The sequence below is a fragment of the Fibrisoma limi BUZ 3 genome, assembly GCF_000296815.2.
Lineage (GTDB): Bacteria > Bacteroidota > Bacteroidia > Cytophagales > Spirosomataceae > Fibrisoma > Fibrisoma limi.
In genome coordinates this window covers 327,741-350,501 of the sequence record NZ_CAIT01000004.1, presented here as the reverse complement: position 1 = coordinate 350,501, position 22,761 = coordinate 327,741, and the positions used below count along the sequence as shown (strand labels likewise).

16 protein-coding genes are annotated in these 22,761 nt (G+C 52.7%); 7 read left to right on the top strand and 9 right to left on the bottom strand.

Annotated features, from left to right (window positions below):
• Nucleotides 1-10: 10 nt before the first annotated feature.
• From BN8_RS33525 to BN8_RS02015, 4 genes are all read right to left on the bottom strand, one after another.
• A complete protein-coding gene (locus BN8_RS33525) occupies nt 11-280 on the bottom strand; it encodes a LytR/AlgR family response regulator transcription factor (protein WP_009280107.1) in 270 nt (89 codons plus the stop codon).
• Entirely contained in the window at nt 277-1,005 is a 729-nt protein-coding gene (locus BN8_RS02025; protein ID WP_192579010.1) for a sensor histidine kinase, read from the bottom strand. Before BN8_RS02025 ends, BN8_RS33525 begins: the two co-directional genes overlap by 4 nt.
• 576 nt (nt 1,006-1,581) lie before the next feature.
• Nucleotides 1,582-2,454 carry a cupredoxin domain-containing protein gene (locus BN8_RS02020; protein WP_009280105.1) on the bottom strand — a complete coding sequence of 291 codons (873 nt, stop codon included), beginning with the start codon at nt 2,452-2,454 and terminating at the stop codon, nt 1,582-1,584.
• A 361-nt stretch (nt 2,455-2,815) separates the two neighbouring features.
• Nucleotides 2,816-4,036, bottom strand: coding sequence for an NADP-dependent isocitrate dehydrogenase (locus tag BN8_RS02015; protein ID WP_009280104.1), 1,221 nt, complete (start codon nt 4,034-4,036; stop codon nt 2,816-2,818).
• 475 nt (nt 4,037-4,511) lie between these two features.
• Between BN8_RS02015 and BN8_RS32275 the strand changes: the two genes are divergently transcribed.
• Nucleotides 4,512-6,998, top strand: a complete 2,487-nt coding sequence (locus BN8_RS32275) for a PAS domain-containing protein (RefSeq protein WP_009280103.1) — start codon at nt 4,512-4,514, stop codon at nt 6,996-6,998.
• Nucleotides 6,999-7,605: 607 nt separating this feature from the next.
• Nucleotides 7,606-8,679, top strand: coding sequence for a P-loop NTPase family protein (locus BN8_RS02005; RefSeq protein WP_009280102.1), 1,074 nt, complete (start codon nt 7,606-7,608; stop codon nt 8,677-8,679).
• Here BN8_RS02005 and BN8_RS02000 read toward each other — a convergent pair.
• Nucleotides 8,664-9,362, bottom strand: coding sequence for a LuxR C-terminal-related transcriptional regulator (locus BN8_RS02000; RefSeq protein ID WP_229367634.1), 699 nt, complete (start codon nt 9,360-9,362; stop codon nt 8,664-8,666). The genes BN8_RS02005 and BN8_RS02000 overlap by 16 nt on opposite strands.
• A gap of 546 nt (nt 9,363-9,908) precedes the next feature.
• Between BN8_RS02000 and BN8_RS01995 the strand changes: the two genes are divergently transcribed.
• A complete protein-coding gene (locus BN8_RS01995) occupies nt 9,909-11,588 on the top strand; it encodes an amidohydrolase (protein ID WP_009280100.1) in 1,680 nt (559 codons plus the stop codon).
• Between the two features lie 70 nt (nt 11,589-11,658).
• Here the strand turns inward: BN8_RS01995 and BN8_RS01990 are convergent, their stop codons facing one another.
• Nucleotides 11,659-11,943, bottom strand: a complete 285-nt coding sequence (locus BN8_RS01990) for a hypothetical protein (protein ID WP_009280099.1) — start codon at nt 11,941-11,943, stop codon at nt 11,659-11,661.
• A 154-nt stretch (nt 11,944-12,097) separates the two neighbouring features.
• Nucleotides 12,098-12,658 carry a Uma2 family endonuclease gene (locus tag BN8_RS01985; protein WP_009280098.1) on the bottom strand — a complete coding sequence of 187 codons (561 nt, stop codon included), beginning with the start codon at nt 12,656-12,658 and terminating at the stop codon, nt 12,098-12,100.
• A 112-nt stretch (nt 12,659-12,770) separates the two neighbouring features.
• Between BN8_RS01985 and ffh the strand changes: the two genes are divergently transcribed.
• The 3 genes from ffh to BN8_RS01970 all read left to right on the top strand — a co-directional run bounded on the left by ffh (nt 12,771) and on the right by BN8_RS01970 (nt 16,549).
• Nucleotides 12,771-14,090: a signal recognition particle protein gene (ffh, locus tag BN8_RS01980; protein ID WP_009280097.1), complete on the top strand. Its 1,320-nt coding sequence runs from the start codon at nt 12,771-12,773 to the stop codon at nt 14,088-14,090.
• Nucleotides 14,091-14,189: 99 nt separating this feature from the next.
• Entirely contained in the window at nt 14,190-16,079 is a 1,890-nt protein-coding gene (locus tag BN8_RS01975) for a T9SS type B sorting domain-containing protein (RefSeq protein WP_009280096.1), read from the top strand.
• Nucleotides 16,080-16,096: 17 nt separating this feature from the next.
• Nucleotides 16,097-16,549: a hypothetical protein gene (locus tag BN8_RS01970; RefSeq protein ID WP_009280095.1), complete on the top strand. Its 453-nt coding sequence runs from the start codon at nt 16,097-16,099 to the stop codon at nt 16,547-16,549.
• An 86-nt stretch (nt 16,550-16,635) separates the two neighbouring features.
• Here the strand turns inward: BN8_RS01970 and BN8_RS01965 are convergent, their stop codons facing one another.
• Both BN8_RS01965 and BN8_RS01960 read right to left on the bottom strand, forming a co-directional pair.
• On the bottom strand, nt 16,636-18,381 hold the full coding sequence (locus BN8_RS01965; protein ID WP_009280094.1) for a S41 family peptidase: 1,746 nt from the start codon (nt 18,379-18,381) through the stop codon (nt 16,636-16,638).
• A gap of 110 nt (nt 18,382-18,491) precedes the next feature.
• Entirely contained in the window at nt 18,492-20,507 is a 2,016-nt protein-coding gene (locus BN8_RS01960; protein WP_040005245.1) for an acetoacetate--CoA ligase, read from the bottom strand.
• A gap of 300 nt (nt 20,508-20,807) precedes the next feature.
• Here BN8_RS01960 and BN8_RS01955 point away from each other — a divergent pair, with 300 nt between their 5' ends.
• Complete coding sequence (locus tag BN8_RS01955) at nt 20,808-22,655, top strand: pseudouridine synthase (protein WP_009280092.1); 1,848 nt, start codon at nt 20,808-20,810, stop codon at nt 22,653-22,655.
• The last annotated feature ends 106 nt before the right edge of the window (nt 22,656-22,761 follow it).

Below are 22,761 nucleotides of genomic sequence, written 5' to 3'. Positions count from 1 at the left end.
TCAGATCAAATCATTCCAGAGCGTATTGCTCGTAAGCAGTGGTTAGAATGACGGGAGTTTGCTGAGGGAAGCTGCGCAAAAACTGTACCCCCGTCAGCATGGGCATTTGAATGTCCAGAAACAGAATGTCTACCTGCCCGCTACTCAATACATCCAGCGCATCGTAGGGATTGGAAAACGTGCCCACCAGATGAAGAAAAGGCACCTGGCTGATATTGTCGGCAATAATTTCCAGGGCGAATGGCTCATCATCGATGGCAATACAGCGAAGAACGCTCATGAGGTAAAGCAGATTTCAAGGGACACACAAAACCGCTGGCCATCCTTATCAATACGCAGGGTATGCAGGCCCGGATAAGACAAATTGAGCCGACGGCGCGTGTTGTTGACGCCAATCCCATCCGTTTGGCCGTTTGTCGACTCGGGGGTAAAGATTGGATTCCGGGTGTAAAAAAGCAACCGGTCTGGTTCAACGCTGATGCCAATCTCAATCCGGCTTGGCAGATAACTATGGACACCATGTTTAAAGGCGTTTTCGACAAACGGTATCAACAAGAGCGGTTTAATCATCTGAACGGATACCGGCCCCTGGCAGGTGAACTGAACGGTCGTATTGTGAGCCAGGCGCATCTGCTGCAGGTGGATGTAATGTTCCAGGTGCTGAATTTCTTCCCGGAGTGATACGAGTTCGTGCTCCGGTTTATAAATGATGTACCGCAGCAGTTGAGAAAGCTGGATCACGGCCGACTCGGTTTTATCCGACCGCTTTCGGGCGAGCCAACTGATATTATTGAGGGTATTGAAAAGAAAATGAGGGCTTATTTGGAGCTTCAGCATCGCTAACTCAGCCTGTACTTTTTCCAGCACCGCCTGTTGCTGTTCTTCCTTGATCCGGGTCCGTTCCTTGAAGAGAACAAGCAGCGAACTCAGCAGAACTACCAACGAAAAAGACAGAGAGATGCCCAATAGATTGGGAAGCGTTTCGGTGACGCCAACTGGCTGCATGTAAAAAACCTGTTCATTTTTTGCTGAACCTGGTAAACTAGTTGATGGTAAGGACAATAATTTATTTGATAAATAGTGAATAGTAAATAAGGCATTTATACCGTGGACGACCAGAAACACCAGGAACATCGCGACGACAAACCTGATTCTCTGCTCGCGTAAAAGGAGTCGTGGCGTTAAATAATAGTAATTGAGATAGAAGACCATCATCAGCAACAGGTCGACTCCTACTTTAGCCAGTAAAACATAGCCTAAAGCCGATGGCTTTACCGGTACAATCAGAAAAAACAGGAGCGGAAGGAATAAGTAAGCCAACCAGCCAGTTAGGTGAAGAACACTGATGGGTGTAGGTAGTACTCTCATTTTAATCGACATGTTAGCACCTCCGGGCTACAAACTGACGGTTTATCACCTGAGTTGAATTCATCGACCCGGGCATCAAAGTTCTTTTTTCATCTGAACGCAGTAAAGCCCGATTCTGTATGAATTACCGGCACAAGTAAGTTAACTTCGTCATGGTTCGAGCAGAACAATCTGCCCAGTCTGTCCCGTTCGAACCATGACTTGAATCGGCTCCTAGGGCACAACAATCAGCGTTCCACGCATCGCGATGGGATGCACATTATCGACGTACGTATAGGTTCCCGCCGACAAGGTCGTAGTCAGCGTATGGACTCGTACCCCCGCGTAAGCAGGTGTTCCAGCAACAAAATCACTTCCTTTCACCCGCTCGTCGTTCCCCTTGTAAACCGAAAAGCTAAAGACGAAGGGAGCCGGATTTCGATTGTCGAACTGAATGGTGAGCGATTGATCCGCTTTCGCGTAAATCGTATCATATTCAAAACCGTCGACATTGGGTCGTATACTACTTCCGTCGGATTCTTTGATAATGTCGTGTAACATATACACGTCATTAACCGGATTTTGTTGGCTACCTGCCGTTTTACCCTGCACTCTAGGGTTGTTAGCGGCACTACATACACCAGCAGCATTAAAAGTAAGGTTGTATTCCTTCAGCTTTGCCTGTAGTTGACAGCCTGCTTTGGCCTGATCATCCCGTGCGTAGCCTACATCGGCATGATAGTGAGCATATTCATTAACGTTTTCTTCCGTCGCTGCCAAACTAGCAGGAGTATTCTGACCTGCATCCAAACTAGTTTTGTATTGCTCTTCCAGCGCGTTAACAAAAGCATTATGAGATTCAGTCACTTCCACTGGAGCAGTAACTGCCCTTAATTCTTCCCACTGCTTGCGATATCCTTCCGCTTGAGCTAAGATAGACTCTCGAGCAGTTGCGTATGACGCTGTGTGGGAGGTATCAATGGCTACTAATTGATTGAGTAAGGCGGTATATTCCTCCAGCGACATCGGGGATGCAATATGGTCTTTTACACAGCTCACACAAAGACCGATTGCCAGGATAAGGCCAGACCACAAGAAGGTTTTCATAGTAGGTGAAAGTAGGTTTGTAATGTGTTTTGTCCTTGAATCATGGTGCACACATGTTCAGGATTCTATAACAAGTACGTCCGGGAGGTTACGGGCGTTGTGAACCAACTATCATGTGTTTGAAAGAGGCAGATATGTTGCGGAATTTGGCGGGATTGTGTCTACCGTTTGGTAATCGCCACCGAGTCATTGATTGGTTTGCCAAAATCTGGCATGGGCCATCGCCGGGATGAATCTTGGCAAGCGCTAAGCTGGTTGATATAGCTCAAGGTGATTTTGTCGCGCTACGTAATAAAAAAGCCCTGTAAGGTTTCAAAACCTTACAGGGCTGGATGTTTCAGACGAAATCGAATTTTACTTTTTATCCCAGCTTTGCTTTCAGATTAGCATCCAGTGCTTCGAGGAAGTCCTCCGTGTAGAGGTAATGTTCGCCCGGTACGAGGTTTTTCACATCCGGATACACTGAAATAGACAGGTCTTTGGTCATTTTACCGCTTTCGACGGTTTCGACGCAAACCTGCTCCAGCGCGTGGCAGAAATCGATCAGCGGCTGGTTGCCGTCCAGTTGGCCCCGGAACGCCAGACCACGCGTCCAGGCGTAGATCGATGCAATCGGGTTGGTCGAGGTTTTGTTGCCTTTCTGGTGTTCGCGGTAGTGACGCGTTACGGTACCGTGGGCGGCTTCGGCCTCCATCGTCTGACCGTCTGGCGTCAGCAGTACCGACGTCATCAGCCCCAGCGAGCCAAAGCCCTGCGCTACGGTATCCGACTGTACGTCGCCGTCGTAGTTCTTACACGCCCACACGAAGTTACCTTCCCATTTCAGGGCGGAGGCCACCATGTCGTCGATCAGGCGGTGTTCGTAGTGAACGCCTTTGTCTTTAAACTCAGTTTCGTAAATTTCCTGGAAGATGTCCTTGAAACGGCCGTCGTATTTCTTCAGGATGGTGTTTTTGGTCGACAGGTACAACGGCCAGCCTTTTTGCATTGCTACGTTGAAACACGAACGCGCAAAGCCCCGGATCGACTCATCGACATTATACATACCCATCGCGACGCCGGCTCCCTTGAACTGGTACACCTCAAACTCCTGTACCGTACCGTCTTCGCCTTCGAACTTCATGGTCAGTTTACCTTTACCTGGTACCACGAAATCCGTCGCGCGGTACTGGTCACCGAAGGCGTGACGACCGACAATGATCGGTGCCGACCAGTTCGTAACCAGACGCGGTACGTTCTGCATCACAATCGGCTCGCGGAACACCGTACCGTCCAGAATGTTCCGGATGGTACCGTTCGGCGACTTCCACATTTGCTTCAGATTAAATTCTTTGACGCGGGCTTCGTCGGGAGTGATGGTGGCGCATTTGATACCGACACCGTATTGTCTGATCGCGTTGGCGGCATCAATCGTTACCTGGTCGTTGGTTTCATCGCGGTATTCGATGCCCAGGTCGTAGTATTTGATGTCAACGTCGATGTAGGGAAGGATGAGTTTGTCTTTAATGAACTTCCAGATGATACGGGTCATCTCGTCGCCATCCAGTTCGACGACGGGATTCGCCACTTTAATTTTCTCCATGCGATTGGTTTTATAAGCGGAAAAACAGACACAGAATCAGGACGCAAAAGTAGTAATAAAGGCATTACAGGGTACTGAATTTTACTGTCAACTCCTATTCCCATGCAATCCGAATCTGGAAATAGCTTTCGAATCGGTCCCGGCGTATACACCTCTTCGTTATCGAAAACAACCCGCCCCTGGTCATACCGGATGTTAGTACCGTTAGAAAATAAAGCCAGACGCGGCACGAACACTACAACCTACCCGTTTCTATTACGAGAGCAAAATGGCTACCAGCCAGCAGGTGCGGTATAATCAAAATAATGGCATATGCACTACAATAGCCGAACAGCCTGTCTGCAAATTAGTTATCATTACTTAATCACTACTACCTGGTCGTGATGACGAACAGACTTGTAAAACATTGGCGAGTATTTATTACTTTGTATATTCGCAAATATTTCAATACATTCTACAGAGGATGTATTATAGTATGCTGAACACTTTTGGTAAAGCGATCATCCCGGAGAATGAAGCAGGTCGGCTGCGGGCACTCCACCATTACGACCTGATCGATAGTCTGCCCGAAGCAACTTTCAACAACATAGCGCAGATCATGGCCCAGGTATTCGGGACCCCGATCGCTCTGATTTCGCTCGTTGATGAACAGGAGGTGGTTTTTAAGGCCAACGTCGGCATGCCGGAGGTTGACCGGACTGATCGGGGCGTCAGTCTATGTTCGCTGGCGGTGCTGGATACGGAACCGACAGTATTTGAAGATGCCCTGCGCGAGCCCTGCCTGCTGGCCAACCCATTGGTTACCGGCGACTTTGGTTTGCAGTTCTACGCTGGGGCCCCTTTGATCACCCACGATGGGTACACGATTGGTACCGCCTGCGTCATCGACAAACAGCCGCGTGCGTTCACCGAGTCGGACAGGCAATTACTCGTCCGCTTCGCTACGCTGATCATGGACGAAATCGAACGGCGACGGAAATTTCAACAGCAGCGCGAACAGGAGGAACAGTACAAACGTATATTTCTGGCAACCAGTGATGCCATCCTGATCGTCGATCATGAGGGCCGGCTTACGGAAGCCAATCCGGTTGCCTGCCGACTGTATGGTTATACGCATGAAGACTTCCTGCAACTCGGCAGTACTGATCTGATCCACCCGGACGATCGGTCCTCATTCCGGACTATTACCACCAATCCATCGAACGACACGCCCTTCGCCACCGAAAGCACTCACCAGCACAAGTCGGGCAGACCAATTCAGGTCGCCGTGAAGGGGCAGACATTTACGTACAGAGGCAGGCCGCATCTGATGCTGGCCGTTAAGGACGTAACCCTGCGTAAGGAAACGGAGGCCGTCCTGCAGCGTACGCAGATTCTCCTGCAAACAGCGCTCTCGGCCGGGCGGGTAGCGACGTGGTTGTGGGAACTGCCCACCAATCAGATTTATGCCGACGAAAACCTGGCCGACCTGTTCAGCATTGGCGAACAGCGGGCAACGGCCGGTCTGTCACTCGATGAGTTCATAAGCGCTATCCATCCCGACGACCGCGAGCGCGTACAGGCGCAGTTCCGGGCCGCAGTCGATACCCGCACGGGGCTTGATACCGAATACCGGATCGTGTTGGCCAACGGCGACATTCGCTGGGTAATCGTACGGGCGCAATTTGCCGGCCACAGCCCTCAATTGCCTGACTTACTGCTGGGCGTTCTGGTCGATATCACCGATCGAAAGCTGGCCGAACTTCGATACCTGGAGAGCGAAGAGCAATTGAAACTGGCCATCGACGCGGCCTCGCTCGGCACCTGGGATTATGACCTGGTTACGGGTCGGGTGCAGTGGTCCGATACCTGCAAGGCGTTGTTTGGCCTGCCGCCTGGTATTTCCGTTACTGCTGACGTACTGATGGGCCGGGTTCATCCCGACGACCGCGAGCGGGTTAGCCGGGCAAACGGCCAGGCGCTGAATCCGGCTGGCGATGGTCAACACGACCTTATATTCAGAACCGTCAGCATGGAGGGTTACCAGCGCTGGGTGCACGCCAAAGGCAAAACGATGCGCAACGAACAGGGCCAGCTCATTCGGTTTACCGGCATTGTCTTCGATATTTCGGAAGTAAAGCAAAGCCAGGAAGCCCTGCGCCGAAGTGCCGAAGAACTGGAACAGCGGGTAACGGAACGGACCAGCGCACTCAACGAAGCCAACCAGCAGCTTCAGAAATCAAACGCGAGCCTGAGTGAATTTGCCTACGTTGCCTCGCATGACCTCCAGGAGCCGCTCCGCAAAATTCAGGCGTTTGGCGACATTCTGCTGAACGGCCATGGTTTGAATCTGAACCAGGAAGGGCTTGATATGATCCAGCGTATGCAGGCTTCGGCCAATCGGATGTCGAGCCTGGTTCGGGATCTTCTGATGTATTCGCGGTTGTCAACCCAGACGGCCAGGCGGGAACAGGTTTCGCTGACCGACGTTTTAACCGATGTTATTGATGACCTGGAACTGGCCATTCAGGATACAGGCGCCACCATCGACGTAGGCGAACTGCCGGTTGTGGAAGGCGATGAGTCGCAGTTACGGCAGTTATTACAGAATCTGCTCAGCAACGCCCTCAAATTCAGACGGCCAGATACTCCTCCTTACATACACGTGCGAGCTACCCGGATTGCTGCGACCGACCTGCCTGCCTTCATTGTACCAGTGCGACCAGCGGCAGAGTACCAGTACGTTCAGGTAACCGACAACGGCATCGGCTTTGATAACCGGTATGCGGAACGCATTTTTCAGGTCTTTCAGCGACTCCACGGCAAAAGCCAGTACGCCGGAACGGGCATTGGCCTGGCGGTTTGCCAGAAAGTGGTGGCCAACCACGGTGGGGTTATTAAAGCAATTGCGCAACCTGGTCAGGGGGCTACGTTTGAGATTTACTTACCTGTTGCCGATAAATCATTGCTGCACTCAGCCTAACACCTAACAATACGGTACCCATTGGCTAATTCCCAGGACTCGGGGAAAACCAGGCTACGTTTCATGCGTTGATGAGATGAAACAATAAACCACAAAATCTATCAATATTAAAGATTTTATGGGTAAGCATTTCAGCAATTAAACCAACAGAGCTATGGGTGTGTCATTGATCATGCTATTTCTTGTCCTTGCTTTTATCGCGGCAGGTGTGATGTTGTACCGGACGCTGGGCAGGGGAAAACGTAACGAAACCAGTCCAGGAGCGGGAAGTCGCCCCAGTACTGATCCGCACGGTTCAACCGGACGGAGTAATGGATAATCCTGCATCAAATAGTTTTTGTCTTTACCCCAACCCCCTGTACGGGCTTAGCGCTGCTGAAGTTGGGTTTTCAATTTAGCAGCGCTAAGCTCCTCCACGGGTTGGGGTTATGCAAATGGATTTGTTACATGTCAGAGAGCCGTTTCGGATAAGCCATCGGGCACCCGAAGCGGCTTTATTATTGATTGCCAGGCAGTAGGCCAACAAAACTTGGCGTCGGCTGCACACATACACGGTGGAATTGCTTAGCTTAGTCGGCGATTTTTCAGGCAACCACACCAAACAGACATGGGTAAGATCATTACCGGGCGCGATGTCTTGCGCCAGTTAGAAGCCGACCTCATCGGCAAAGATTCACACCGTGGGGTTACGTTTACGTATTCCTGGCTCGCCAACCAATTAGGGCATTTTACGTTAGGGTTTATTCCTACCCTGCTTATTCAGGCCCTTCTACAAAAGTTCACCAATCTCGAAGCGCCAGCTATTTGGGCCGCCCTGGGTATCGCTGTTTTCTGGTTTGGGTTTGAAATCTATAATTTTCTGGGGCCCCTGCTTTCCAAGCGGGTATCGCGGGCAAAACACCTGTTCGTACCCAGCCGACACAAATACGTTTTTCAGCCGGACTGGCGCAACATTACGTATGATACGATTACGGATATCGGTTTCTTCTGGCTGGGGGCTTACTCAGCGTACCTATATGAAACGCCCTCATCCTCAAAAGTATATCTGCTGCTGTTTCTGATCTTACTACTCCCATGCCGCTACTGGTACATCACTAAAATGTATCTGCAGGCCGCTCAGTATCCGTTTCAGTGCCGCCTGAGCCAGTGGACTTTTTCGATCAGCGAGGCAGACCGGCAAACCGTATTGTCGTTCCTGAACGCCAAAAGAAGCCATAAACACCTGTTGATTTTTGGGGGCCGGGGCAACGGCAAAACAAGCCTTGGCGTAGGTATTGCCACCGAGCGGTCCATTGCGCATGAAACCTGCTTTTACACTACGGGCATGAAACTGTATAGCATGTTTTCGGAGCGAAATTCCAGATCGCTGCACCACCAACGAAATCTATGGACCTGGCGTCAGGCTTCGGTGTTAGTTATTGACGATATCAACCCCGGCGGCCTGATTGACGATCTGATTACGCCCAGTCAGTTTTTGCGCCTGCTGGACGCAAATCCCAACAACCGGAAAACACTTGCCGAAAAGGACGTGATCTGGATACTGGGCCAGGATGATCAACAGGAACTGATCAATCAGAAGTGGGCCGATATGCTCCGGCTGATTGGCGTCGACGAAGATGATATTCATTCGGTAAGTCTTCCGCTTAAAACGTCACCGGCTGCTTCTCAGGGCAAAATGTGATTTTCGTAGGCAAACGTTACCAGGTGTGTCAGGCTTTTTACCTCAAATCGCCGGTACAAGGGCAGAATACGCTTTTCAATAGCCGACTGCGATACCTTGAAATGATGCGCAATCTCCTTGAACGAGTAGCCACTGGCCACCATCGCCAGCGCTTCTTTTTCTTTTTGAGAGATCGCAAAGTGGTGAAACAGCTCTTTGTTAAGCTCCTCTTCAAACTCGGACTTTTCCGGACCAAAGGCTGCGTACCGCATCACACTGCCCAGGTTGATGCTGTAGTTCACTTCATTACGACCAATAATCTCGGTTACCCGGCCATTTTCGGAACGGAACACCCCCACCTTGACGATAATAGGCACGGGGGTTCCGTTTTTGTGCATTTTTTGTAGTTCAATCGTAAAGCTGTACTTCTCTAACTCCTGCGATTTACCCAGGATAAACCGAAGCGCCTTGTCGTTCAACTCATTGGAAAAGCGCGCGTACTTAGCCGAAGTGATGCTGACGATCGTCAGCATGTTGATTTCATCGTCACGATAACCCAGGATTTCCTCCCACCCATCAGCATACAGCATACGATTCTGCTGGAACGAGTAGATATAGATGGCTTCATTGGGAAACCGCTTCAGTGTTTGCCTGAAGTATTGAGCTTCTTCACTGTTCAGGTCGGCCGGAACAGTCGTAATCATTGATTTCGAGTATTCTCCGGGTGTAGACATGCGGATAGATTTCTGCACGCACAAGTTACAAAAAGATTGATAACCTGCGATTTTTCGCAGTTGACAGGGTTTATTAAGGCACCTACTTTTGTTGACATCAAACCAGACGCCCAGCCACCTTGTCGAAGCAGCCTTAAATTACGTACTATCCAACACTAAATGATGGTTATCGGCAGATATGCATGACTCGCTGTAAGCCGAAGCCGCAGTACTGATTACTCTATCCACACCATCCACAACCCCTCTCTGAATGGGGGCCGTTTAGTCAGCGATAAACGTTGGTCAACGTTAAGACGTTACCACTGTTTGTCGCTGACCGGCTTACCCACATCTCCTCCTCGCTCAGTTTGCCGTATCCCTTTCCTGGCAACCGCCTGAGCGGCCTTCCGTGCGTACTTTACCGAAACGTATGGTTTTCCTGGGCCAGCCAAAGAGGCTATTTTACAGCAGCACCGAGCCCTAACCCGGTGTTTTTTTGTATATTAACCAGTCCATCTAACCTAACAAACATTGATCATGAGAAAAATCTATCTCGTTTGTCTGCTGCTGATGCCCGCCGTCCTCTTTGGGCAAGCCAGAAAGGCAGGAAAACCTACGGCTGCCCAGAGCCGGATTGATAAGCTGAAGCAGGAAGCGATCAACGCCGTTGAAGCCCGCAAAGACCAGGCGCAGCAGATCAACGACATGCTCTTCAGTTTCTCGGAGCTGGGTTTTCAGGAAGAAGAATCGTTCAGGTACCTGACGACCCTCCTTGAAAAAGAAGGCTTCACCATTCAGAAAAATATATCGGGAATGCCTACCGCCTGGATCGCTACCTGGGGATCAGGCAAACCCGTTATTGCCATCGGCTCCGATGTGGACTGCATTCCAAAAGCAAACCAGAAACCAGGCGTGGCCTACAAAGACCCGCTGGTTGATGGCGCACCCGGCCACGGCGAAGGCCACAACTCCGGACAAGCGCTGAACATCGTTGCAGCACTGGCGGTGAAGCAGCTCATGGAGCGCGAAAAGCTGTCCGGCACACTCATGCTCTGGCCGGGCGTAGCCGAAGAACTCGTTGGGGCCAAGGCTTTCTACGTCCGCGACGGGTACTTCAAAAATGTGGATGCCTGCATTTTCACTCACGTGGGCAACAACCTCAACGTATCGTACGGCGACGCGGGCAACAACGGTCTGGTATCGGTCAAATTTACGTTCGAAGGCTCAGCGGCTCATGCGGCCGGTGCCCCCTGGCGCGGTCGCAGCGCCCTCGACGCGGTTGAACTAATGAACGTTGGCTGGAACTTCCGGCGCGAGCACCTCGAACTGACCCAGCGGTCGCACTACGTCATCTCGGACGGGGGCGATCAGCCGAACGTAGTTCCGTCGAAGGCATCAGTCTGGTATTATTTCCGCGAACGCAGCTACCCGAAGATCAAGAAGCTATTCGATACCGGCGTCAAGATTGCCGAAGGAGCTGCCATGATGACCGACACCAAGGTTACGTATGAGGTGCTGGGATCAGCCTGGCCGGGGCATTTCAACAAACCCATCGCCGAAGCTATGTACCAGAACATCCGGAAAGTTGGATTGCCCACCTGGTCGGCCGAGGATCAGATGCTGGCCAAAGCTACTCAGAAGGAACTGGAAGCCCGTAAGATAGAAGGTCTGGCCATAAAGCTGGACAGTATCGGCCTGCCCGCGTCTACGGCCCCTACGGTGATGATGGGCGGTCAGACGCTCATTCCGCTGACGGGCGGCTCCGACGATATTGCCGACATTGCCTGGTCGCTGCCGACGGTCGTGCTGCGCTACCCGTCGAATATTCCGGACCTGCCCGGTCACCACTGGAGCAACGCCATTTCGATGGCTACGCCCATTGCCCACAAGGGAATTGTAGCCGGAGCAAAAGCCGAAGCCATGACCCTGCTGGACCTGCTGATGAAGCCCGAACTGGTTAAGGATGCGTGGACGTATTACAACGACGAGCAGACCAAAGAGCAGAAATACACTCCGCTGATTTCGCCCAAGGAGTTTCCGGCCGTTTATCTGAACCGCGAAATCATGACGAAATTCAAGCCGGAACTACAGAAGTATTACTACGACCCAACGAAGTATAAAACGTATCTGGAACAGTTAGGTATCAAGTATCCGACCCTCCGCGACGACCAGCGGGCGGAGCTGGAAAAGACCAGTAAGGAATCGAAAGGGAGGTAGGTTTACTTGGTTCAAGTTCAGAGTTTCAGGTTCAACGTATGGTTTGGTTGAACCTGAAACCCTGAACAACTTATTTGACTTCAGTTGTCGATTGAGCCTGCTGCACTTCCCGAACAGCCTCCATGATACGTCTCCAGTATCGGGCAATCGGTTTTTCTTCCCCCGTTGCGTTGGGTTTACGAACGTTAGCGGGTTCGGGTTTCGGATTTGCCTGAACCGGAGCGCTGGTTTCCGTTTTTGCTGTAGGAGCCTTTTCAGAGTTCATTGAACCAGCAATGGATACATCAGGCTGGTAACTGAGTAACAAGCCAATCGCTATTCCTCCTGCCACCTGCTTCAACACGGATTGTCTCATACGTACATTGTTTATAGTAAACTATCCATATCCGATCGCTGCTAACCATCGGCTCTTACTATAATAACGTCAGTATGATTATTCCATGATATTGTTTACCTAATTTTTTACCGAATACTATTCTGATATGGGGTCGCTCTGCGCATTGACCCAGCTAACTGAATAACGTTTTAGTATCAATTGACAGGCCAGGTAAAACGGCTGATTTAAGTTCTCCTTCCAGCGACGAAGCTGCGCTAAGCAGCACGTATTGTCCATCCTGAAGCGTGTAGATTTCGATCTCCTGATTTTGCGGGTCAACCAGCCAGTATTCCTGCACACCCGAGCGTTCGTACAGTTCTTTCTTCGTCACCCGGTCCCGAATAATTGACGTAGGAGAGATAATTTCAACGACCAGCGCTGGTACGCCCTCGATGCCATTCTTAGTGATAATTGATAGCTGATCGGCGGCTACGAATACCAGATCCGGCTGGGGAGAGTTGTGGTCATCGAGAAACACGTCGATTGGCGCATAATATACTTGTCCAAGTTTATGCTGCTCTACGTGCGTATGAATAGACACAGACAATTTGATTGACAAGCGCTGATGTTGCGGGGTGGGTGCCTTCCGTTTCACAAGTTCTCCATTGATAAGTTCGTACAAGTGCGAATCGTTCTCGTCGAACTCCATCTCCTGAAACTCCGCTACCGATATTTTTTTTACCTCGACTTCCATGATAACTCTTCGTCTCTTTTCAAATATACTGAAACTAACCGCCTTTCACAACGCACGGCAACTGTTGCCCGCCGGAAACTGTTATCTTTGCGCCACTGTTTTGTAAGCGATTATGTTCGAGAATCTTCAGGATAAATTAAATAAGGCCTTCAAGACCCTCAAAGGGCAGGGCCGCATTACCGAAATCAACGTAGCGGCAACGGTTAAGGAGGTGCGTCGTGCGCTCACCGATGCCGACGTGAACTACAAAGTCGCGAAGGACATCACCGATCGTATTCGCGACAAAGCCCTCGACCGCAAGGTTCTTATCTCCGTAGAGCCTGGCCAACTGTTCGTCAAGATCGTGCAGGAAGAGCTGACCGACCTGATGGGTGGCGAAGCCCAAAGCATCAATATCAAAGGTGAGCCGGCTGTAGTGCTGATCGCTGGTTTGCAGGGATCGGGTAAGACCACCTTTTCGGGCAAACTGGCCAGCTACCTTAAAAAGCAGGGGCGTAACGTACTGCTCGTCGCAGCCGACATTTACCGCCCGGCCGCTATCGACCAGTTGAAAGTACTGGGCGAGCAGGTTGGCGTAGAGGTGTATGCCGAGCCGGAGAACAAAAACGCCGTTCAGATTGCCCAGAACGGTATTGCACAGGCCCGTAAGACCGGCAAGAAAGTTGTCATCGTTGATACCGCCGGCCGTCTGGCTGTCGACGAAGCGATGATGCAGGAAATCGAGAACGTGAAGCGGGCCATCAGCCCGACCGAGACGTTGTTCGTGGTCGATTCGATGACCGGCCAGGACGCTGTCAACACGGCCAAAACCTTCAACGACCGGCTGAATTTCGACGGCGTAGTGCTGACCAAACTCGATGGCGACGCCCGGGGTGGGGCCGCGCTGTCGATCAAAACGGTCGTCAACAAGCCGATCAAGTTCATCAGCACGGGCGAGAAGATGGAAGCCCTCGACGTGTTCTACCCCGACCGGATGGCCAGCCGGATTCTCGGCATGGGCGACGTAATTTCGCTGGTAGAGCGGGCACAGCAGGCATTCGACGAAGACGAAGCCAAGCGCATCAACGCCAAGATGCGCAAGAACCAGTTCGACTTCAACGACTTCCTGTCGCAATTGCAGCAGATCAAGAAGATGGGGAATGTTAAGGACCTGCTCGGCATGATTCCCGGCATGGGCAAGATGATTAAGGACCTTGACATCGACAACGACTCGTTCAAACCCATTGAAGCCATCATCAGTTCGATGACGCCGAAGGAGCGCGAACGCCCCGAACTCATCGACGGTAGCCGCAAGAAACGCATTGCCGCCGGTAGTGGTACGGACATTCAGCAAGTGAACAACCTGCTGAAACAGTTCGATGAAATGCGGAAGATGATGAAGAAAATGAATACGATGCAGGCATCCGGTAAGCTCAACAAAATGATGCGCTAATCCGACTGTTTTCGACCGTTTAAGAGAAGCCCGATTAATATGTCGGGCTTTTTCTGTTTATCACCGTATTTTTAGCTACGGTTTCTATCTCAGCACGTTATGCCAAAGACTTTACGCTTACTATTTCTGTCCTGGCTTACATTAACTTCTTTATCGCTACGCGCCAACCACCTTATTGGTGGCGAACTAGGCATGACGTATCTGGGCAAACCCGGCCAGTTCCGCGTCTTCATGAAACAGCACTGGAACGAAGACCCGAACGATCCTACCCGTACGACTAACGAAAGCTCGCTCATTGTCTACGTATTCAGTCGCCGGACAAATACGTACATGGAACAGATCAGCCTCCGACAGACCAGGAACCAGCCGCTGATCTATCAAAACCCGGCCTGTGCCAAAGCCAATAAACTTCAGAATGTGGAGGTGACGTATGAAGCAACTTACCAGTTCGACGTAAACCTCTATAACGATCCAGATGGCTATTATCTGGTCTGGGAGCGGTGCTGCCGAAACTCTGACCTCATCAATATTGCCAACGCAGGGCAGGCCGGCATTGTCCTTTACCTGCAATTTCCCGCCATGCGCAGCAACGGGCAGGATATCGTTAACTCCAGTCCCGAGTTTTCGACGGCGCCCGGTACGTATGCCTGCCTCAGCCAGCCATTTCAACTTGCCTTTAACGCCAGCGATCCCGACGGCGACCAGCTTTCGTACCGACTGGTCACCCCATGGTCGGGCTACACGACCCAGACAACCACCACAGGCGATCGTACGCCCCGAACGTCGTACCCAACAATCCGATGGCAGACCGGCTTTGGCGATAATAACGTAATTCCAGGTGCTGTACCGCTGCAAATTGACGCTACTACGGGCATCCTGAACCTATCAGCGAACCGAACGGGCCTGTTTGCGTTTGCGGTGGAGGTGACCGAACGACGTAATGGACAGGTGATCGGGCTGGCCCGGCGGGAGTTTTACCTGCTCGTAGTCGATTGTTCGAAGTCAACGCTCGAACCGCCGATCATTACCCGTAACAATGCACCCGTGCAGACGGTCAGCCTCTGCCCCAACGACTCGCTGCGGCTAAGCGTGCCGACCAGCGCAACCTGGGCGTACCAGTGGCAGCGAAACGGCGCAAATATTCCCGGCGCTACTTCAGCAACCCTGAACGTTCGGGAAACGGGGTTATACACCGTAATCAAAAGCTCGACGGGCACCTGCATCCGCGACACTATGTCCAAGCCGGTTCAGGTAAATCAATCATCGACAACGGTGGTGTTCGATTCCATTCCGTCGATGTGCGATCCCAGTTCGCCGGCCGTCGCCCTGAAAGCCAGCCCGGCGGGTGGTCAGTTTCAGGGGCCCGGCATTTCGGGCACCTCGTTTCGCCCGAACGCGGCTGGGGCCGGGCGTCACGCTATACAATATACGTTTACGGATACCAGCGGCTGTAAAATTACCCAACAACGGATTGCCAATGTCGGTCAGCCGATTCAACTGAACGTACCGGGCGGTTATTCCATCCTGGCAGGCAGTAAAGTCACGTTAGCGGTCAGCGCCAGCAACAACCAGGTTCGGGTTCAGTGGTCGCCACCCGATGGCCTGAACGATATAGAGTTGTTGCAGCCGGAGGCCAGCCCCCAGCAGTCGCAGACCTATACCATCCGCGTAACGGACCCTGCCGGCTGTACGGCCACGGCCAGCGTACCGGTTCGGGTATTCGGGCAGGTTTCTATCCCGACCGCTTTTACGCCCAACGGCGACGGCCTGAATGATACGTGGGACTTGCCGGGCATCGGTACGTATCCGAATTGTGAGGTAACGGTCTACAACCGCTGGGGCAGTGTTGTCTTTCAGTCGGTGGGGTATGCGCAGCCGTGGGACGGACGGTTCAGGGGCGTTCCGGTCGAAGCGGGCGCTTATGCGTACCAGATTCGGCTCGGCGATGATCAGAATCTCTATCGTGGGAGTCTGATGGTGTTGCGCTGAGCTACTATCTTTACGGCATGACAATCCGCTCATCTATCTTCGCGCTGCTGTTCGGTCTGGGCAGTCAGCTTAGTTTCGGCCAGGCATCGGTGGCCTATTATCCGTTCAATTCCCTCATCAGTGTCAGCACCAATGCCGACCGGGCTTTCTGGCTCGACGCCCGCGTGCAAACCAATACGTTTTTTGGTTCGTTGAGCACCACCCTCGCGCCGATGATTAATGTAGCTCGGCGCGAGCAAGTCAACTATTACACCGGCCTGAGCGTACGGTTCAACGCCCTGAACGGCATCGATAACCGGGACGTACTGGAAGGGTATGCGTTGCACGTCGGAGTGCGGGTGAAGCCAATTTTATCCGTACCAAACCTTCGGGTAGCCTTCGAGATCGCTCCTTACGCCCAGAAGAATTTCAAAGTCGGAGTTTTGCAGTCGTTCCTCGGCGTAGCGTATCAATTTAAGAAAAGGGAGTAAAGGAGGAAGGAGAGGAAAGGAGAAAGGGATCGCTATCCGGCGTCTTCTACTCCTTTCCTCCCCTTCCTCCTTTACTCCTCAAAAAATCACTTCCTCTCCGGCGTATTGTACGTGTACGTTCCCTGTTCCAGCTTGTTGGCCCGGTCGAAGAGCTTCAGCGCTTTCTGGTACGTATCGTCCGAATCGCCAAGCACCTGGAAGAACTCGTTGTTCTGTCCGCCTTTATTGTTCTTCTGGTACACATACCGTGCGATGAGGGCTTTCACCTGCGTCCGGATGTAGTTCTTCGAGCGGATATATTCTTTCTCGTTGAACTTCACTCCCTGCGCCGTTGCATCCTTCACCAGTCGGTTCATCTGCTCGTCGTTGATGATCACCGTTTTATTGAACTCGGCAAACGGCATCTTCTCCAGTTTCTTCCGGTTATCATTGGCGTATTCCATCGCAAACTCGCGGATGATGTTCTTGCCATATAGCTGCACGAGGTAGTTCGTCTGCCAGCTTGAATCCCGCGGGATGAAGTAGTCCGGCGTAATGCCACCGCCACCGTACACAACCCGTCCGGCGTCGGTTTTGAACTTCTTCGACGGATCGTTCTTAATGCTGTCGGCAATGAAGTACTCACCGCGTTTCGAGCGCTGCTCCAGTTCGTGTTCGTAGTCGCCGGCCTGACCCGGTACGTACGGCTTCTGGATACTGCGGCCGCTCGGCGTGAAGTACCGTGAAATCGTCAGCCGCAGTTCTGAGCCGTCGGACAACTGGACCGGCATCTGCACCAGCCCTTTTCCGAACGACCGGCGACCGGCAATCAGGGCGCGATCGTGGTCCTGTAACGCACCCGCTACAATCTCCGACGCCGATGCACTACCCTCATCGATCAGGACCACCAGGGCTCCCTCCTCAAACTGTCCGGCAATACGAGCGTAGGTCTGTCGGTCGTAGCGGTTGTCCTTCCCGTCGGTATACACCAGCAGTTTGTTGCCCGAGATAAACTCATCGGCAATGCTCGTTGCCCGGTCCATATAGCCCCCGGGGTTGTTGCGCAGGTCGAGCATCAACTGGCTCATCCCTTGCTGTTTTAGCGATGACAACGCCGTTTTGAACTCGTCGTAGGTCGTTTCGGAGAAGCGGTTGACTTTGATGTAACCTGTCTTGTTATCAACCATGTAGGCCGCATCGACCGAGTACGTTGGAATTCGGTCGCGGGTAACAGTATACACTTTTGGTTCAGCGTCGCCTTTACGCACAATCGTCAGTTTCACCTCTGTACCCCGTTTACCGCGCAGCGTCTGGAACACCTTGGCATTATCCACTTTGCTGCCGGTCAGGTCCGTTTCGTTTACCCGAATGATTTTATCCCCGCTCTGGATACCGGCCGTTTCCGACGGGCCACCCGCCAGGGGCGTTACTACATACACCGTGTCTTTGTAAATATTGAACTCAACCCCGATACCATCGAAGCCGCCCTCCAGTTGCGAACGGGCCGCAACGGCTTCCTGCGGATTCATGTAAGCGGTGTGTGGATCAAGTTTTTCCAGCATTTTATTGATTGAAAAATCCACGAGTTCGTCGGTATTAACGGTATCCACGTAGTTATTTTCAATCAGTTGTAATATCTCCCGGTACTTGGTGTACCCACGTCCAATGTTATTCAGGCTTTTCGCTCCTCCAAAAAACGTCGCGCCAATCAACATCCCGCCCGCGAGCGTAATTCCCATCAGCATCGGCAAACGAACCGTTGCTTTGTCGTTCTGAATCCGCTGTCCGCTGCTTTTCTGCCGGGCGTCGTTGCGTCCGGTTGGCTCCTCACCAAAGTGTTCGTTCTCCTCCATTCGTTTCTCTTCCTGATAACTGTCGTATGTATCTCTAAACGTTTGGAATATAGCTAAATGTTTAGGAGAAAGTCCTAATTGGGATAAAAAATTATGCGCACCTCCAAAAGTTAACGACAGGACTCGCTATCGATGGTAAAATGAACGAAGGCATCCAGCGCTGTTGGGTTACGAAGCGTGTCTTTACTGGCCGCCAGCGATGGGTCAACACCTGATAAAATTTTCTTGACGGGCGTTTCGAGTTTCTTACCGCTGATCGTGTACGGCACTTCGGGAATGGCATACACAGCATCCGGTACATGTCGCGGACTGAACTGCGAACGTAGTTGTTGTTTGATCCGGCTAACCAGTTCATCCGTCAGCGAATACCCATTCCGGAGCACCACGAACAGCGGCAGAAAATACCGGCCACCCGGCTGCTCGAGCCCTACCACCAGGCTGTCGGCGATTTCGGGCAGACTTTCGACGGCGCTGTAGATTTCACTCGTACCGATCCGAACGCCGTCGCGATTGAGCGTAGCATCGGAGCGGCCGTAGATGATGACCCCACTACGTTCGGTGATCCGGATGTAGTCGCCATGCCGCCAGATCCCGGGGTACTGTTCAAAATAGCTGCTGAAATAGCGCTTGTTGCCGGGGTCGTTCCAGAAATAGATAGGCATGGAAGGCATCGGTTCCATGATTACCATCTCGCCCAGTTCGCCCCGCACCGGCCGCGCCGATTCATCCAGAGCTTCTACTTTACAGCCCAGCATCCGGCATTGAATCTCACCGGCATACACCGGCAGCAATGGATTTCCACCCACAAATCCACTGCATACATCGGTACCGCCACTGAGCGAAATCAGCCATACGTCGGACTTCACGGCTTCGTATATCCACTGGAACCCTTCGGGTGGCAGGGGGGAACCTGTAGAGCCGATGGTACGCAGTTGCGGAAACCGGTTCATCAGATTCGGCCGCACACCCGCCCGAAGGCAGGCCAGGTAGAAGGCAGCCCCCCCGCCGAAATGATTGATCCGGGCCTGCTCGGCCAGATTCCAGAGCACGCTCAGATCGGGATAACCGGCGGCTCCATCGTACAACACCAGCGTTGTACCCAACAGCATGGAGCCGAGGGCGTAGTTCCACATCATCCAGCCGGTGGTCGAATACCAGAAATACGTCTCACCCGCCCGTACGTCCTGGTGCAGCCCCAGCGCCTTGAGGTGTTCCAGCAGACACCCGCCCACGCTATGCGTAATGGCTTTGGGTTTACCCGTCGTCCCCGATGAATAGAGAATCCAGATCGGATGATCGAACGGCACCGGCTCAAACTGAAGGCCCTCGGGTGCCACAGTATCCAGTACGTCGGTCCACAGCGTCGATCGTTCCAGCTTTTCGGCCGCGTAGGGGCTACTTCGGTTCAGATACGGTATCCACACAACCCGTTGCAGCGTCGGCAGGCTCACCCGCAGTTCGCGCATGGCGTTGGTCTTATCGATGGGTTTGCCGTTGTACGTGTAGCCATCGACGGCAAAAAGCAGTTTCGGTTCTATCTGCTGAAATCGGTCGACGATGCTGGCCGTTCCGAAATCCGGCGAGCAGCTCGACCAGACCGCCCCCACGGCGTTGGTCGCCAGAAACGCCACCACGGCTTCGGGGCAGTTGGGCAGCACCGACACGACCCGGTCGCCAATACCGACCCCCTGTTGAGTAAGGTAAGCAGCAACGGCCGCTACCTGCCGCTCCAGTTCCGCCCACGACATAGTCATGAGCCGGGGTTGCTGTTCGGAAGCAAAAAGTAAGGCCGGTCGCTGGGTAGTTTTATGGCGAAAAATGTGTTCGGCATAATTCAGGGTGGCCCCCGTAAACCACTGCGTTCCGATCATCCCCGCAGCCGACGACCGGCTACCTGGCTTCACAATAACCTGGTTATAAGGCGTGTGCCCCTGCACGTCGAAGAATTGCCAGATACTCTCCCAGAAATCTTCCAGGTCCGTAACGGACCAGTCCCACAGGTCATCGTAATCGCGGAAATAGAGCCCTTTTTTAATGAAGAGCCAGTCCATGTATCGTTTGAGCAGCGACTGTTCGCGGCTGCGCGGGGTAGGTGTATAAAGCGGTGTCAGTGTAGAGCCGGCCATGTGTCGGTCGATGATGAAGGTTTGTGTCAGGATACGAAAAACAGGTCGGATGCCTGCCGGAGCAGACAGTCGGCAAGGTGATTGAACAATCATGACATTGCCTTTCTGTAAACGTATTTGTGTTTACTTCTTGCGTATCCGGATTGTTTTTTTGATAAAAAACGTTGTGGGTAAAAGGCTTCGCAGTTAGTTATCAACAAAAGGCGTAACTTTGCAGCCCTTTACTTGAAGGCACAACTCAAACCGCTGACAATCAGCACCAGTACTTTTTCACAACAGTAGTGATTACTGTATTTTTCCATGAATCAGGATTTTGAACAGAACGACCGGAACAACGGCCGCCGGGATGGCGAGCCACAACGACCGTTTGATCGTTCGTCGGATCGTCGGGATGATGACCGCCAACCACGTTTTAACCGAAGCACGGGCTCACGCAATCGTGACGATGAGCCGCGCTTTAACCGCGACCGGGACAATGACCGCCGGGGCGGCTACCGCGACAACGATCGTCGGGACGCCGACCGTCGGAACGCCGACCGTCGGGGAACCGACCGTTCGGAGCGCCCGCGCTTCAATCGCGACCGTGATGAGCGCCCACGTTCTGACCGACGCGATGAATCAGGTGAGCGCCGGTTCAACAATCGACCCGACCGTCAGAATAATGACCGTAGTGACCGCCCCCGCTTTGACCGGGACAGCCGTAGTGATAAGCCCCGCTTTACTGATAATCGACGCGACAACGACCGTACTGAGCGGCCACGTTTCGATAACCGCACTGAACGCCCGGATCGATTCGGCGATAACCGCCGATTCAACGAACGACGTAACGATAACCGCGAAGAAGGGGACGACAACCGCTTTGGCAGCGAGCGCCGGTATTCGGAGCGCAACGATCGCCGGAGCGACGACCGTCGGGACACCGACCGTACTGATCGGCCCCGGTTCAATCGCGACGCCGATCGCCGGGACGCCGGCCGCCGGGATGGCGATCGTAACGACCGACCCCGCTTCGAGCGCCGGGATGAAGGTGGTGAACGCCGGTTTGGAAACCGGGATCGGGAGGACCGTAGTGACCGGCCTCGTTTTGATCGGCGCGATGATGACCGCCGAAGCAATGACCGTCGGGACGCCGACCGTCGGGACGCCGACCGTACCGATCGGCCACGGTTTGAGCGAAACGATCGCCCCGAGAAACCGCGCTTTGATCGGGATACTGATCGTCGGGAAACCAGACGGCGTGACGACCGTACCGACCGTTCACATTCGTCGGATGCCGAAAATCGGTACACGAATGAGCAACGCAGCGAGTCGCGGGAACGCCGTACGGGTCGTTACGACCGTTCGCCGGATTATAACTTCGAAGCCATCCGCGACGGTTTGCCGGCTAAGCAACGCGTTAAATTAGACAAAGAGGCCAACACTAATCGCACCAGCGAGCCAGGCCTGACGCGCCTGAACCGCTACATTGCCAACGCGGGTATCTGTTCACGCCGGGAAGCCGACGAACTCATTGCCCGGGGCGACATTTCGGTGAACGGCAACGTCGTGACCGAGATGGGCTACAAGGTGAAACAGGGCGACATCGTCAAGTTTGGTACGAAGGTGCTGAATCCGGAAAAGCTGGTCTACGTTCTGTTGAACAAACCGAAAGACTATATCACAACAACCGACGACCCGGAAGAGCGTAAGACCGTTATGGAACTTATCGCCGATGCGGGTAATTTCCGGCTGTATCCGGTCGGTCGGCTGGACCGTAACACTACGGGTCTATTGCTGATGACCAACGACGGTGAACTGGCTGATAAGCTGACGCACCCGTCGAACAACATCCGGAAAATTTACCAGGCTGAACTCGACAAGCCCATCACGGAAGAACACTTCGAGGCTATTCAGCAGGGGGTCGAACTGGAAGATGGTTTCATCAAACCAGATGCCCTCAGCATCGTAACGCCCGACGCCCAGGTAATCGGCATTGAACTACACAGCGGCCGGAACCGGATTGTGCGCCGGATCTTCGAACACTTCGGGTATGAGGTGGCCAAGCTTGACCGTACTACCTACGCCGGGCTGACCAAGAAAGACCTGCCACGGGGTAAGTGGCGGTTCCTGGAGCCAAAAGAAGTCGTCAAGCTCAAGTACTTCAACTAATTTTTTTCAGACAGCAGTAAAAGCGGGTTTCTTCTACGGAGAGCCCGCTTTTTTCGTTTACAATGTGCTTTTTTTTAGTTGTTAGCAGCAGGCTGTTTGATAGAAA

What these genes read in the sequence shown, in the direction of transcription:
- BN8_RS01985 (WP_009280098.1), bottom strand. Translation starts at nt 12,658, where the DNA reads ATGGAAGTCGAGGTAAAAAAAATATCGGTAGCGGAGTTTCAGGAGATG.
- BN8_RS02020 (WP_009280105.1), bottom strand. Translation starts at nt 2,454, where the DNA reads ATGAAAACCTTCTTGTGGTCTGGCCTTATCCTGGCAATCGGTCTTTGT.
- BN8_RS32275 (WP_009280103.1), top strand. Translation starts at nt 4,512, where the DNA reads ATGCTGAACACTTTTGGTAAAGCGATCATCCCGGAGAATGAAGCAGGT.
- ffh (WP_009280097.1), top strand. Translation starts at nt 12,771, where the DNA reads ATGTTCGAGAATCTTCAGGATAAATTAAATAAGGCCTTCAAGACCCTC.
- BN8_RS01975 (WP_009280096.1), top strand. Translation starts at nt 14,190, where the DNA reads ATGCCAAAGACTTTACGCTTACTATTTCTGTCCTGGCTTACATTAACT.
- BN8_RS33525 (WP_009280107.1), bottom strand. Translation starts at nt 280, where the DNA reads ATGAGCGTTCTTCGCTGTATTGCCATCGATGATGAGCCATTCGCCCTG.
- BN8_RS02005 (WP_009280102.1), top strand. Translation starts at nt 7,606, where the DNA reads ATGGGTAAGATCATTACCGGGCGCGATGTCTTGCGCCAGTTAGAAGCC.
- BN8_RS01955 (WP_009280092.1), top strand. Translation starts at nt 20,808, where the DNA reads ATGAATCAGGATTTTGAACAGAACGACCGGAACAACGGCCGCCGGGAT.
- BN8_RS01970 (WP_009280095.1), top strand. Translation starts at nt 16,097, where the DNA reads ATGACAATCCGCTCATCTATCTTCGCGCTGCTGTTCGGTCTGGGCAGT.
- BN8_RS01995 (WP_009280100.1), top strand. Translation starts at nt 9,909, where the DNA reads ATGAGAAAAATCTATCTCGTTTGTCTGCTGCTGATGCCCGCCGTCCTC.
- BN8_RS01960 (WP_040005245.1), bottom strand. Translation starts at nt 20,507, where the DNA reads ATGGCCGGCTCTACACTGACACCGCTTTATACACCTACCCCGCGCAGC.
- BN8_RS02025 (WP_192579010.1), bottom strand. Translation starts at nt 1,005, where the DNA reads ATGCAGCCAGTTGGCGTCACCGAAACGCTTCCCAATCTATTGGGCATC.
- BN8_RS02000 (WP_229367634.1), bottom strand. Translation starts at nt 9,362, where the DNA reads ATGATTACGACTGTTCCGGCCGACCTGAACAGTGAAGAAGCTCAATAC.
- BN8_RS01990 (WP_009280099.1), bottom strand. Translation starts at nt 11,943, where the DNA reads ATGAGACAATCCGTGTTGAAGCAGGTGGCAGGAGGAATAGCGATTGGC.
- BN8_RS01965 (WP_009280094.1), bottom strand. Translation starts at nt 18,381, where the DNA reads ATGGAGGAGAACGAACACTTTGGTGAGGAGCCAACCGGACGCAACGAC.
- BN8_RS02015 (WP_009280104.1), bottom strand. Translation starts at nt 4,036, where the DNA reads ATGGAGAAAATTAAAGTGGCGAATCCCGTCGTCGAACTGGATGGCGAC.